General features: G+C 65.2%; 10 protein-coding genes. All 10 read left to right on the plus strand.

Annotated features, from left to right (window positions below):
- The first annotated feature begins 63 nt into the window (after positions 1-63).
- The 10 genes from HPY44_12415 to HPY44_12460 all read left to right on the plus strand — a co-directional run bounded on the left by HPY44_12415 (position 64) and on the right by HPY44_12460 (position 14,339).
- A complete protein-coding gene (locus tag HPY44_12415; GenBank protein NSW56807.1) occupies positions 64-3,729 on the plus strand; it encodes a hypothetical protein in 3,666 nt (1,221 codons plus the stop codon).
- Positions 3,726-5,174 (plus strand): DUF58 domain-containing protein, encoded by a 1,449-nt coding sequence (locus tag HPY44_12420; protein NSW56808.1) that lies wholly within the window; start codon positions 3,726-3,728, stop codon positions 5,172-5,174. Before HPY44_12415 ends, HPY44_12420 begins: the two co-directional genes overlap by 4 nt.
- Positions 5,175-5,190: 16 nt before the next feature.
- Positions 5,191-7,407, plus strand: a complete 2,217-nt coding sequence (locus HPY44_12425) for a transglutaminase domain-containing protein (protein NSW56809.1) — start codon at positions 5,191-5,193, stop codon at positions 7,405-7,407.
- 116 nt (positions 7,408-7,523) lie between these two features.
- Positions 7,524-8,477 carry a ribokinase gene (locus HPY44_12430; GenBank protein NSW56810.1) on the plus strand — a complete coding sequence of 318 codons (954 nt, stop codon included), beginning with the start codon at positions 7,524-7,526 and terminating at the stop codon, positions 8,475-8,477.
- A gap of 146 nt (positions 8,478-8,623) precedes the next feature.
- Positions 8,624-9,370, plus strand: a complete 747-nt coding sequence (locus tag HPY44_12435; protein ID NSW56811.1) for a carbohydrate-binding family 9-like protein — start codon at positions 8,624-8,626, stop codon at positions 9,368-9,370.
- Between the two features lie 4 nt (positions 9,371-9,374).
- Positions 9,375-10,625 carry a nickel-dependent lactate racemase gene (gene larA, locus HPY44_12440; protein NSW56812.1) on the plus strand — a complete coding sequence of 417 codons (1,251 nt, stop codon included), beginning with the start codon at positions 9,375-9,377 and terminating at the stop codon, positions 10,623-10,625.
- 22 nt (positions 10,626-10,647) lie between these two features.
- Entirely contained in the window at positions 10,648-11,937 is a 1,290-nt protein-coding gene (locus HPY44_12445; GenBank protein ID NSW56813.1) for a M28 family peptidase, read from the plus strand.
- A 16-nt stretch (positions 11,938-11,953) separates the two neighbouring features.
- On the plus strand, positions 11,954-12,598 hold the full coding sequence (locus HPY44_12450) for a riboflavin synthase (GenBank protein NSW56814.1): 645 nt from the start codon (positions 11,954-11,956) through the stop codon (positions 12,596-12,598).
- A 2-nt stretch (positions 12,599-12,600) separates the two neighbouring features.
- Complete coding sequence (gene ribA, locus HPY44_12455) at positions 12,601-13,860, plus strand: GTP cyclohydrolase II (protein NSW56815.1); 1,260 nt, start codon at positions 12,601-12,603, stop codon at positions 13,858-13,860.
- Positions 13,861-13,871: 11 nt separating this feature from the next.
- Entirely contained in the window at positions 13,872-14,339 is a 468-nt protein-coding gene (locus tag HPY44_12460) for a 6,7-dimethyl-8-ribityllumazine synthase (protein ID NSW56816.1), read from the plus strand.
- Positions 14,340-14,350: the final 11 nt, after the last annotated feature.

Raw genomic sequence — 14,350 nt, forward strand, 5'->3', positions numbered from 1 at the left:
ACCTCAATGCGAGCCCCGGCGCGGACCAGCGTGCGCGCCGCTGTCCACGGATGGTGATCTGCCGTGACCCGCCTGTTCCTCCTGCTTCTTATCACTGCCTGCACCTGCGCGCTGTGCTACGACGAGTTCCGCGAGGACTTCAGCTCCGCCGATGTCTGGACTGCCCAGCCGAGCTGGCTGCGACCGGCGGCAGAGCACCCCTCGCTGACCATGACTGACGGGGGCGCCCATTTCAGCATCGCCGAGCCCGGCAAGGGCATGAAATGGCGGCGCGAGGTGGACCTGGCCGACACCGACCTGGCCCCATGGCTGGTGTTCCGCTACAGGGCTCAAGGATATGCCACCGATAAGGTGGACTACGTGGTCTGGCTGGACGATGCCGACCGCAAACGCGACGGGTTGAGAGCAGTGCTGGGCGCGGACATCATTGCGGACGGAGAATGGCACACGCGGGTAGTGGACCTGTCCGCGGCCGGGTGCATCCCGCCTGTCAAACATATCGCGGTGCAGTGTTACGCAGGGCCGGACGGCCCGGCGCATCTGTGGGTGGATACGCTGGCGATTACGGACACTCCGCCGCCGGGAACCGTTGCCGAGCCGGTTCAGCCCGGCGAGGAGAGGAGCGCCTTGATCCCCGTGAACGATCCGCACGTATGGACCATCCAGCCCTCCTGGCTTGCGAACTACAGCGAGAATCACGCCTGCGTGGCCACCCGGGACGGCACGCGGTTCTCGGTGCAAGACGCGGGAACCGGCGCCAAGTGGTCGCGGAACCTCGACGAACCGGTGGAAGCCCCCGTTTGGGTATCCATGCGCTACCGGGCGAAAGGCCTCGTGGCGAACCCGGACTACGCGCTGTATGTGGCCAACCGCCCCGGTGGGCAGGCACCCGAAGAGCAGTATGCCATCTGCCTGCAAGATCTGGTCTCCGACGGCGTCTGGCATGTACAGTCCGCCCGGCTCACCGTGTCGCAGGTCTCCACACTCGCGGTGCAGGTGCAGGCGCTATCCCCCGGCGCATTCCTGGAGATTGCCTCCATCCGCTTCCATGATTCCGCGCCCCGGGTGAAGGTGGCGGAAGTCTTCGCCGCTACACCGGGCTGGCCACAGGATATGGGTGCATTCCGTCCTGTCGCCCTGCCCGCCGGGGACACCAGCGCCACCGAGCTGGTCACCCGTCTGCGCCTTGAAGGCGACCTGCCTTCCGGTCAGGTGACCGTGGACGGTATCCCATTCCTGCTGCGCGAAGCTCACTCGACCGCGAACATGACCGCTGTGCGGCAACCGAGCGCAATTGCCATTCCGCTGTCCGGACGCGCGGCGGAGTTGCACTTCATCCTGGCGGCACAGTTGCCGTCCCGGGATGAACCGGCCTTCGGCGAATCGGCCCTGGGGAGCTTCAACCAGATTGACCGGCTGCGGGTGCGCATCGAGTATGCCGACGGCACCAGTGAGGAACAGTTCCCCTTCAGCGCCCCGGCCGGACAGCATCGAGTCTCGCGCGGCCTGGGCACATATTGCGTGGCCCTGGATCCTGCACGGGAACTGAAATCCGTGGTCTTCCGCGACGGATTTCGGCGCGCCGCTTTCGGGCTGCTGGCAGCCACGCTCTGCGCGAACCCCGGCCCGGCGACCGATGCTACCCGGTTCCGTCCGCTGGCCGAGATGGGCTCGCCTGGACCGATGGCTGCGCGCCAGGCCGGGATAACTGTGGGCGACGGGTTCGTTCGCGTCGATGCCTGGTCGGTCGCAATGATCCTGGACACCCGCCGGGGACTTCTCGTCACCGGGCTGGAGAACCACTCGGGCGCAAACGCTGCGCTGGAGTTCACCCCTGGTCCACTGTTCCGCATGCGCCTGGGGTTGCGCGAACTGACTTCGGCGGATTTCGCGGTGACGTCCATCGAAAGCGACCCCGCGGAGACTTCGAAGCGCGTGGTGAACCTCGCCTGTGACAGCGTGGAGCCCGCGATCCGGATGCGCCTGAGCCTGGATGTCACCGACCCGCGGGAGATCGGGATGAGCCTGGAGGGCGACCTCCCCGGGCAGGACCCGGCGGCCGCCATGATCCTCTTCCCCGACCTGCGCGGCCTGCATTTCGCCGACGATCCACAGGATGCCTGGTACTGGATGCCCCGGCGCGGCGCGTTGGTGAACAACATCCCCATCAGCCAGCGGGAGCCCTACGGTGGCAGGATGCCGATGCAGGTCATGGGCGCGTTTTCGCCGGCACGGGGAACAGGCCTGTACGTGATGACGCAGGACCTGGAATCCACCCCCCGCTTCTACCGCCTCGCCAAAGCGGAGGGGACGGTGGACCTGGGCGTGGAGTATTCGCCCGTGCACAGCACCCGGCTCCCGCACACGGTGATTGGCTGCAATCAGGGCGACTGGCACGCGCAACTTGCACGATACCGCGAGTGGGTGGCGACGTGGTACGAACCCGCCGCGCCGCGCAAGAAGTGGTTCCGGGAAGTGTTCAACTTCCGCCAACAGTTCCTGCATTTCGCCCTGCCTGAGCGAAGCGGGATGTTCGACCCGGAGACGAAGAAGCTGGACCTGGCGAGGGTGCTGGCGAAGGATGCCGAGGCATTCGGCGGCGCAGACTACCTGCACATTTTCGACTGGGGCTGGGACCCGGTGCATGGCCGCTGCGGAGACTACGTGCCCTGGGATTACCTCGGGCCGCCCGAGAGCTTCCAACGGGCCATCCAGGAGGTCAAAGACAGCGGAGTGCCCGTGGGTCTGTACATCGAGGGCTACCTGGTGGACCCGCAATCAGACCTGGGCAAAGCGAAGGGGCAGCAGTGGCAGTTGCTCGACGCCGAAGGCAATCCGTACACCTACTTCGCGCCCAGCTATAACATCTGTTCGTGGGTCGATGAGTGGCAGGACTACCTGCCCGCCACCTACGCCCGGGTTCGCGGGCAGACTGGCGCGGTTGGCTTCTACATTGACGAGTACGGCTTCGCCCAGCCGGGCCACAACTGCTTCAACAAGACCCATAAGCATCCGATTCCCGCGTCTCCGGTGATCGGCGAGCAGCAGATGACCCGCAAGGTGCGCGAGGCCCTTGGACCGGACTGCGCGCTTTACACCGAGGAAAGCCCGGCTGACGTGACCTCGCAGTATCAGGACGGGAGCTTCACCTACGCCATTTCCTGCGCCTCGGATGCCTGGTCGCCGCACCATCTCAACCTGTATCGCTTCGCCTTCCCCACCTTCAAGACCATCGAGATCATCGTCTGCGACAAGCCTCTGGGTTCCAACGTGGATGCCTGCCGCCGCATTCTGTTCAACGGCGAAGCCATTTGGCTGGAGGGCATCCCTGACCGCTGGTTCGCGCCGGAGACGCTGGAGTACATCGCCCGGATGCACAGGGTGCTTCGCGAGAACCGCCAGTGTTTCGCGGGCGATTACCTCGAGCCGCTGGTGCCGGTGCTGGTAGAAGGAATCTACGCCAACCGCTTCTCCGAGAGCGCCGATGGAACGGGAAAGACCTGCTGGACTGTTTACAACACCGGGTACCGCAGTTTCTCGGCGGAGGCACTGAAGGTGGCGCATGTGCCGGGAGCCACATACAGGGACGAATTTACAGGGGAGCCGATCCCTGCGCGGGTGGAGGGTGACTGGGCCTTTCTGCGGCTGAACATCGGTCCGCGTGACGTGGCGGTGATCTCGCGCACCGCAGGCGAGGGAAACGTGCTCCTGGACGAACCCAAACAATGACCCGCAATCTGAAGATATTCGGCGGCGCTGCGCTGATCTTCTATGTGATCGGGGCGATCAACGACTCGGTGGGCATGTATGTGCTGGCCGCCGCGTCGCTCGCCGTGATTCTCGCCGCCTACTTCCTGACGCGTCTGCAGATTCGCGGCGTCCAGGCGGACGTCGACGTGCATCACCACCGGAGCCGTGCGGGAGAGGCCGTGCCGGCTCTTATCACCGTGCGCAATGCGGGACTGATCACCCGGACCGGGATGACGCTGGCGCTGGAAGTGGAGAACGAGACCGTGCCCGATGGCTCGCGTTACTACGAGTTCCTGCTGCCCGCCCTGGCGCCCAGTTCGCGGACGGAAATGGAAACGCTACTCGACTGCCCCCACCGAGGAGCGCACCGCATCCGGAATGCCACCGTCTATGCGCATGACCCCATCGGGGTATATCACCGGCGCGCGGAAATGCCGGTTTCTGTAGGGTTCCTGGCAGTCCCTCGCTCGCACCCGGCCGAGGGCGTCTCCGGCTGGGAACTGCTATCTCCCGAGGGGCGCAGGGCATCCCGGATGCTTCAGCGCTCCGGCGGGGAGTTCCAGTCGATCCGTCCTCACACACCGGGCGACGACCTGAAGCACGTTCACTGGAAGGTCACCGCCCATGCAGGTGAACTGGTCGTCAAGGAGTACCGCAGGCGGCGCGAGGCAGAGATCACCATCTGGCTTGACCTGTGGGACCGCAACCACCGGTGGATGGAAGACACCGAGACCGCCATTTCGCTGGCCGCCACACTGCTGGATCTGTACGTGCGGGGAGACTATCTCATATCCCTGGCCGGACAGGGCTTGCCGCGAGACCTCGCCATGCCATCCCGCGGCGAGAGTTACCTGGACCGCTGTCTCGTTGAGCTTGCCCAGGTGCGTCCCGTACCCGGGATGAGTTTCACTGAGTTCTGCGAGGAGCAGTTGCGCACTTCTCCCAGGCTCCGGAATCTGTTCGTCATCACGCCGCGCCCGGAACCCGGCCTCGAAGACGCCCTCACCGCCGCCCGGCTGCGTGGCGCGCACGTGGTGGTCTTCCTGGCCGGCGAGGATTATGAGGCGCCAGTCGCGGGACTGCTCGGTGATGAGGACCTGGAAGAGGCAGATTACCTGCCGAAGACCCCGTGGCGACGTTTACTGGAGTTCTTGGGTTTCGGCGAGGACCCGGACCTGGGAGAGCCCGTCCGCACGGGGATACGCGCCATCGATACATTCCTCGAATGGATAGGGCTGAACTGGCCGGACGACCAAGCGGACGAGGACCTGACTTTCGAGTACCTCCACGGCGACGATGACCTGGCGCTGCGGCGACTGCAGGCCGTGGGCGTGAACGCGGCTCGAGCAACGGGTTTCGAAAACATCCCGGAGGCCTTCGGCGAAGTCGCCTCTCAGACCGCCGGGGGCGTGACGGTATCCTGACAGGACAGACATCTTGATGGCGCTGCCCAGACCCACAGGCGCATGGTTCCGTCGACGCATGGTGGCGGTCGGGGTCATCCCCGGCCCGGATGACCGTGCCGGCCCGCAGCACGGCGCGGGCCTGACGCCGCTGTCCTGGTTCATCCTGTGCATCGGCGGCTGGACCACCATGCTCGGGGCCCTCATGGCCTCCGCGCCCCTGATCGGGCAACCGGCCTTCGTTTTGAAGATCGGCGGGCTGCTGGTGGCGGCGTTCCCGGCAGCCTACTACTTGTACCTCTCCCGGATCTCGCGCTGGCGTGTGAACACCATCGTGTTCCTGGCGGCCGTGGGACTGGGCGTCCTGGATTTGGTCCTGACCTGGCCCGCAGAGGGGATGGAGGCCCTCTACGGACTGACTGCCGGCTACCGCTTCCTGGTCAAAGGGTTCCTGTGGGTCATGGCCTTCCGCGCATTCGCCATTCGGGAACTGCGCGACATGGTCCTGTCTGCGATTCCGGCCATGTCCTGCATCATCCTGGTCATGGTCGCGATGCCGTCCGCACTGGCAGTGGTGGGAGCGGCAATGGTCATCGTTGGCTCGCTGTTCCTGCTGGCCGCCGAATACCGCGCTGACAGCCGCGAAAACGGCCTTGAGGCCCTGTTGGTGCGCCGGGTGATCTGGGAGCGTGGTCCTCGCAGCGGTGCGACGCTCAACACTTGGCAGGCCGTGTCCGTTGTGGTCCTCGTCGCGGCAATTGTCGCCAGCGCCGGCGCCTCGTACATGCAGGGCTCCAGTGCAGTCGGGCGCAGCTTCCGGGACACACTCGCGCGGTACCTGGCGGGGTTCATGATCAGCCAGCGCGCAGACTTCTCCCCCGACCCCTTGATCTGGCTCACCGGCGAGACGCCCTCCGAAAGCAGCCGGGTGCTGTTCGTGGTCGAGTGCGATCGTGGTGAGAACTGGCGGCAGCAGGTGTATGCCAACTACAATGGTCGGTCGTGGCAGATCGGCCGGGAACGTCGGGACAGGACCGCCTTCGACGGCACCCGCTGGATCGTGGACACAGACCTGATCCACGGTTTCCGGCCCCAGGACGCGACGCGCGTCAAGCAGGTGTTCCACATTCAGGCGCCTTTCGCGGCCTCCTTGCCAGGGCTGTTCTGCGCGGCGGAAGTGGAAGCGCCCGTGTCGCGCATCCGCGTGAGTCGCAGCGGTGTGATCCATTGCGCCGGGTACATCCGGCCGGGGCAGAGCTACGAAGTGGTGTCCCTGGTGCCCGCTGAGGGCCCGGCGCCCCGGGAGAACCGGCTGCCTCCCCTGGACCCGGAACTCCGGCGGCAGTACCTGGCACTGCCCCCCGAACTGCCGGCGCGGGTCGCCCAGCTTGCCCGGCAGATTACCCTTCAGGCGCGGGACGAATTCGACGCGGCTACGATGATCCGCCAGTATCTGGTGGATAACTACCCTTACGACCTGCGCCCGGATATCCGACCACGGGACGCGGACTTCGTGGATCACTTCCTGTTCGAGGCGAAGTCCGGCTACTGCATGCATTACGCCAGCGCGATGGCGATTCTGTGTCGCTGCATCGGGATTCCGACCCGTTTCGTCACCGGGTTCGTGCCCGGTGAACTCGATATTGAGACGGACTCGTACCAGGTCCAGGCCAAAGATGCCCACAGTTGGGTGGAGGCGTACATCGAGGGACGGGGCTGGCAGAGCTTCGACCCTACTCCGCCGCAGGACGAGGAGGACGACAAGGGGTTCTTCGCGTCCCTCTGGGCTCAGCTGACGAAGATGCTGCCGGGGTTGCTCGAACCTGGCGGAGCCCTGGAGAGAGCCGGTCGCTGGGCCTTACTGGCGCTGGGGTTGATCGCGCTGGTAGCCGCGGCCGCTGCCGGAGAGAAGCACTGGCGCCTGTACTACCGACTGCGCCTGAACCCGCGCCGCTCAACACCCGAAGAGCGCATCTATTTCGTCTACGGTCAGCTCCTGCGCTGGACTGAACGGTTCGGCCTGCCAAGGCGGGAATCCGAGCCGCCGCTGGAGTTCCTGGGTCGCCTGCGCTCCCCTCTCTCATCGCTCTCTGAGCCCCTCAGTCGGATCACCCACGCATTCCTGCGCGCTCGCTACGGTGGCTCATCCGTCTCCCCTGAGCTGGCGACCGCCGCGGAGGAGGACCTTGCCGGGGTGCACCGGGCGCTCTTCCGCGAGCGCGCCCTTGCAAGGAAACGTCCGCCGCTGGAGTAGCCTGTCCGGCGGGGCTCGGCCCATTCAACTTTCGTCACCCACCGCACCCACACCAAGCCTTCTTATGTTATAGTATGCCAATCGCGCACCAGCACATAAGTCAGGAGTGTCTTCGTGTGGCTGCAAAGCTGTCCGTTCTCGGGAACATCAATATCGACTTCGTGATGGAAGCCGAGCGAATGCCGATCCCTGGCGAGACCCTGATCGGGTCCAACCTGAGATTCGTCCCCGGTGGCAAAGCGGCCAACCAGGCGGTCACGGCCGCGCGCCTGGGCGCCCAAGTTACGCTCATCGGCAGCGTGGGACGGGACGCATACGGTCCGGCGTTGCTGGAAAACTTCGAGCGCGAGGGCATCAACACAGACCATGTCTCGCGCCGCCGGGAGGCCAACACCGGCGCCGCTTTCATCACCCTCCTTCCTGGTGGCGAGAACAGCATTGTGTCGATTCTTGGCGCGAATGAGCTGATTACCCCGGATCACGTGGAGAAAGCGGCAGCAGCCATCGAGCGCACCGACATGCTGCTGCTTCAGCTGGCCGTTCCCCTGGAAGTCGTGGACCGGGCGATCCAGGTGGCGGTGGACCGCGGCGTCCCGGTACAGCTTGATCCAACGCCTATCAGCCGGGGGCTCCCCAAGCTCTGGCGCCGCGCGTATCGCATGACGCCCAATGAGGTGGAAGCCGCCGAGATCGCCAAGTCTCCCGTGAGAACACCGGAGGAGGCTCTCGAGGCTGCCCGCAAGATCCGCCGGCGCGGGGTGAAGGTGCCCCTTATCAAACTGGGGCGGCAGGGTGCACTGATCCTGGACGACCAGGGGCCGCGGCTCATCGAAGGCTATGATGTCCCCGTGGTGGATACCACGGGCGCCGGAGATGCTTTCGCGGCCGGGCTTGCGGTGCGCTGCGCTGAAGGCGCGCCTATTAATCAGGCGGTGGCCTTCGCCAATGCCTGCGGCGCCCTGGCCTGCATGCGTTTCGGCGCACAGCCCAGTCTGCCCCGGCGTGAGGAAGTCGAGGCATTCCTGGCGGAACACGGCGGCGAAACAGGCGCGGTGATCCGCCCGCTGTAGAGCATGCCGGGTGCCACACCTGCGGCTCCAGGGCTTCCACCGGCGCAGCACAGTCACGCTGAAGTCTCTTCCCGCGCCAAACGCGGCCCCTTCCCACTGTTTCGTTCGTTTCGTGTCGGGCCGCTACTGAACGGAGGTGCGCTGTCATGGGCCGCTGCATCGCTGTCGGATTGAGCATCTCGGCCGCCCTGGTCGCCCTCGCGGTGGCCTGTGCCGAGCCGATCAAGCCCGACCCGGACAAGCCGCGGTACGAGTGCCGCCGCGCCGAAGGGATCAAGGTGGACGGCAGCCTCAATGACTGGGATGAGGCGCAGTTCACTGAACCCTTCGTGTACCCGTGGCCTGCCCAGACCGGCCCGCGCCTGGAAACCCGGGCCGCGCTGGCCTGGGACGACTGCTTCCTGTATGTGGCCTATCGCTGTGAAGACCCGGACATCACCGCGACCCATACGGAGCGCGACGATCCCACCTACATGGACGATTGCGTGGAGATCTTCATCGCGGCCGCGCCTGAGCGTTCCCGTATGTACTTTGGGTTCGAAATGAATGCACTAGGCACCATGTACGACTACTTCAACGCGATCCCCGACGTTCTCCTCAACGAGTGGGATGCCGCCGGATGGAGCCTGCGCACCCGCATCGAGGGCACGGTCAATGACCGCGAGGACACGGACCGGGGCTGGACGCTGGAGGTGGCGATCCCGCTGGCCAACTTTTCGGGCCTGTCCCGCAAACCACGCCCCGAGCCGGGGGATGTCTGGCGCATCATCCTGAATCGCTGGGACGGAACCGCGCCCGACCGCGCCCTGAGCGAGTGGACGCCGTCCGGCCAGAAGAACCCGGACCCTCACCGACCCGAGGGATTTGGCGAACTCCTGTTCGTGGGCAAGTGATGCGATGGAGCTTTCCTTCCGGTACGGAACAGGCACACAGACCGTGGACGTTGACCCGTCGCTGGTGGTTGCACGGGTGGGAGCCGGGGCACATCGGGCTATCGAGGACATCCCCGGCGCCCTGCGCAAGTCCGTAGCCTATCCGACAGGCCCGTACCTGGAGGAGATCATCAGCCACGGTGACCGCGTTCTGTTCATGACCGTGGATGACACCCGTCCCAACCCCTCGCCGATGCTGCACTTCCTCATGGAACGGGTGGAGGACCTGGGTGGCCGGCCGGAGGTCATGGTGGGTCTCGGCCTGCACCGGCCCATGCGGCCCGAACGACTGCTGGAGTTCCTGGGTATCGAAGTCGCACACCAGAATGATTCCCGCAGCGATGATCAGTGGTGTCTGGGGCGTACTGCCAATGGAACGCCGCTTGAGATCAGTCCCGTACTGCGGGAGTTCGACAAGCGCATTGTGGTGGGTTTCATCGAGCCCCACTACATCGCGGGGTTTTCGGGTGGCAGGAAGATGGTGCTCCCCGGCTGCGCGTCTCGTGACAGCATCACCCACAACCATTTCCTGACCGCACTCCATGGCCCGCAGTTAGGCCGGCTGGAGGGCAATCCGGTTCACGAGGACATGATGCAGGCTGCCCTGGCGGTGGGAATCCACTGGATCTGCGACGCGGTGGTAAACCCGGACGACACCTGGCACGCGATCACCTGTGGCGACCTGCGCGCCGCCCATGAAGCGGGGGTGCGGGCCGCCCGGTCCCTGTACACCGAAGAGGTTCCGAAACGGGCCGACATTGTGATATGCTGTGCTGGCGGCTATCCGTACGACGTGGACATGGTGCAGGCCAAGAAGACCCTGGTCCCGGCGATGGACTGCGTGCGCCCGGGCGGGGTCATCATTCTCCTTGGTGAATGCTCCCAGGGCTGGGGCGCATCCACGCCGGAGATGGGCCTGATGGACCCGGAGGGCGCTCTGGAGCTGCGGGCCCGGATCCTGGATGACATCCGATCCGGGCGCCTCGAGCACCACTGGGGCCCCTGCAGCCCGGGCATCTTGTTCATGCGCGTGGTCTATGACCTGCCGGCCACGCTGATCGTGGTCTCCCAACTGCAGGAGCAACTACGCGGAACCTACCTGCATCCCGCGCCGGATCTTCCCGCGGCCCTGGAAATGGCCCGCGATCTGCTGGGCCGGGATGCCACTGTTACCGCCATCCATGACGGCCGCCGGGCGATCTGCCGCGTCGGCTGATCTCCACCGAAAGGACCAGGGAATGTCTGATTGTGCAGTCCGCACCGACCCGAACCTCATCATGCGTCACGTCGAGCATCTTGCGGTCACTATCGGAGAGAGACTGGCCGGAAGTGCCGGGGAAGCGCAGGCAGCCGATTATATCCAGGCCGAGATGGAGCGCATCGGCCTGCAGAATATCCGCCGCAGAGAGTTCGACTGCGCGTGGTTCGAAGTGCGCAAGGCGAAGATGCAGGCGCGTTTCGGCAAAACGTGGGAGCCCGTGGTCATGGACGCGTGCGCACACACGCCCTGCACCAACGGGGTGCTTGAGGCCGAACTGGTCTACGTCGAGAATGCATCGGACATGATCCTGGACCGCCTGGACCTCAGGGGCAAGGTGGCTCTCGTGCACGGCAGTTACGGGCCGAACAGCCACATTCTCAAGCGTCTCAATGAGAAGGAAATCGCGGCGGTCATCTGGGTGGATGTGCGTTACACGCCGGACTGGAACCTGCGCGTGGGCCTGCCGTTTACCTTCCTGCCGCTGCTGAAGTTCCCTGCGGCCTCGGTGCCGCATCCGGTGGAATGGGACCTGGTGCGCCGGGGGGCCGATCGCGTTCGCCTGGAGCTGGACTGCATCGTGGAGACCCGCCCTTCGCAGAATGTGTCGGGGGAACTGCCCGGCAAGTCGGACACCGGCGGCGTTATAATCACCGGACACCACGACTCGGTCCTCGGTACGGCCGGCGCCGAGGACAATGCGGCGGGTGTGGGCGTTGCTCTGGCGCTGGCGGAACTCTTCGCCGGGCGCGAGTTCGAAAAGCCCATGCGGTTCGCGTCCTTCGGCACCGAAGAGCAGCTCAGCCAGGGCGCATTTGCTTTCGTCGCGGACCCCGAGAACCGCGCTCGCGAAATCGACATGGTGCTCAACACCGACGGCCAGGGCTGTTGGACCGGAGTGAATGAGGTGTATCTCACCGGGTCACCCTCGCTCCACGAGTACATGGGCGAAATGATGCGAAAGTGCGGCTGGTCGGGGACGATCCGCGACGAACCCGACGGGTTCTCCGACCATTTCCCGTTCATCATCGAGGACGTTCCCGCTGCGTGGTTCTGCCGGCGTAACTGCGCGGGCGGGCGCTGGTTCCACCACAGCCATTTCGACAACATCGAGGCGCTGTCGCCCCAGGTTCTCGCTGCCTGCGCGGATTTCGTGGGGGAACTCGCGCTGGACATCTGCACGCGGAATTGCTTGCCCTTCGACCGCGCCTTCCCGGAATGCACCCGAGAGGCCGTTCGCAAGGTGGCGGACGGCTGGCTGAAGCTCTGATCCGCCCGGAGGCTCCATGTTCACCGGTCTCATCGAGGAAGTCGGAGTTGTCCGCTCCGTGCGCCGCACCGACACTGGCGCCGAGATCGCCATTCAGGCTGCCATTGTCCTGGACGGCACGCGCATCGGCGACAGTATCGCCTGCAATGGCTGCTGCCTGACTGCGACCTCCCTGGGTTCCGGCTTCTTCACCGCACACGCCGGGACCGAAACCCTGGCACGCACCACGGTGGGCGCGTGGAAGCCGGGCGACCGTGTGAACCTTGAACGCGCGCTAAGCGTGGGCGGTCGACTGGGCGGACATTTCTTGCAGGGCCACGTGGATGGCGTTGGCGCGGTGCTTTCGGTGACGCCCGAAGGCGAAACAACCCGCTGGCGGTTCAGCATTCCGAGCGAACTAGCCGCGTTCATTGTGGAAAAGGGCAGTATCGCCATCGACGGCATAAGCCTGACCGTCACGGCGATCACCAGCGGGGCATGCGAGGTGGCGATCATCCCTCACACCCTCGCACACACAACCCTCGGAACCGCACGCCCCGGGGATCGCGTTAATCTTGAGGTCGACATTCTGGCCAAGTACGTCCGCCGGATTTTGTTGGCGATGGGGCGGGACAGTGGCGGCATCACCGAGGAATTCCTTCGAGAACAGGGCTTCTGCTGAACATGCCACAGTCAGTAATCACCGCCAGCGAGGCCATCAAGGCCTTCGGTGCGGGAGAGTTCCTCATACTCGTAGACGACGCCGGGGAGCAGAACACGGGCGACCTTGTGTTGTGCGCCGAGCACGGCGATGCCCGGGCCATCAACTTCATGATGCACCACGCCCGTGGGACGCTCTGCGTGGCGCTGACGGGCGAGCGCCTGGCCGAACTGGCGATTCCCGCAATGCTCGCGGACCAGGACCGCCGCCCGGGCCCTGCTTTCCACGTGAGTGTCGATGCCCGGCACGGTGTGCGGAACGGTGATTCGGCCACAGATCGCGCGATAACGGTGCGGACGCTGATCGACCCTGCCACCAGACCAAATGATCTGGTGCGTCCCGGCCATGTGCAGACCGTTCGGGCGATGGATGGCGGCGTGCTGCGGCGCGTGGGGCACACTGAGGCCGCGGTGGACCTTGCGCGTATGTCCGGCCGCATCCCGGCGGCGCTCACCGCAACGATCCTGGACGACAATGGCAACGCGGCCACCATGGCCGACCTCATCGCGCTATCGGAGCGCGAGGGCATCAAGATCGCCTCTATCGCCAGCCTGATCGAACACCGCCGCCACACCGAGCGCCTTGTGGAGCGGCAGGCCGAAGCCAACCTGCCGACCCGGTGGGGGATGTTTCGGATTGTCATCTACACGTCCGTGGTGGACAACCTGGACTACGTCGCGCTGGTGCGGGGGGATATTGAACACTGCGACGCGCCACTGGTGCGGGTTCATTCGGGCTGCGTTACCGGCGACATCCTCGGCTCGCTCAAGTGCGACTGCGGCCAGCAGCTCGAGCGTGCTTTCGAGAAAATCGCCGAGGAAGGCTGCGGGGTCATCATCTACATCCCGGGCCACGAGGGGCGGGGCATCGGCCTGGCGAACAAGATAAGGGCCTACCATCTGCAGGACGAGGGCTACGACACGGTGGAGGCCAATGTGGCGCTGGGCTTCGAGCCTGACCTGCGGGACTATGGGAGCGGCGCGCAGGTGCTGGCCGACCTGGGCATTACCCGCATGCGTCTGATGACCAACAATCCGGCGAAGTACGTGGGCCTGGAGGCCTTCGGGCTGGATATCGTCGAGCGCGTGCCCATGGAAGTGTGCCCCACCGACTACAATCTGCACTATCTGCAGACCAAGCGCGATAAGATGGGCCATCTGCTGCAGGGCGACATCCAGCCTTCGGGCGGCAGCAGGTCGGGCCCGGTTTCGCCACACGACTGAAGGAGACAGCCATGCCCAGAGTGATCGAAGGCAAGCTCGACGCCACCGGCCTCAAGTTCGGGATCGTAGTCTCCCGGTTCAATGAGTTCATCACCGGAAAACTGCTGGCCGGGGCGCTGGATGCCATCGTACGCCACGGAGGGTCGGATGAGGACGTGGACGTGGTCTGGATGCCCGGGTCTTTCGAGCTGCCTCTGGCGGCGAAGAAAATGGCCGAATCCGGCCGGTATGACGCGATCATCTGCGTCGGAGCGGTCATCCGCGGGGGCACGAGCCACTTCGATTTCGTGGCCGGTGAAGCGGCCAAAGGCATCGCGCAGGCCGCCATGCAGACCGGCATTCCCGTGATTTTCGGTGTCATCACCACCGAGACCATTGAGCAGGCCATCGAGCGTGCGGGCACCCGCCTGCCCAACCGCGGGTTCGAGGCCGCCGTAACCGCAATTGAGGCCGTGAACGCGCTCAAACAGATCGGCTGAGCACGGTCCAG

It is taken from the genome of Armatimonadota bacterium (assembly GCA_013314775.1).
Classification (GTDB): domain Bacteria; phylum Armatimonadota; class Zipacnadia; order Zipacnadales; family JABUFB01; genus JABUFB01.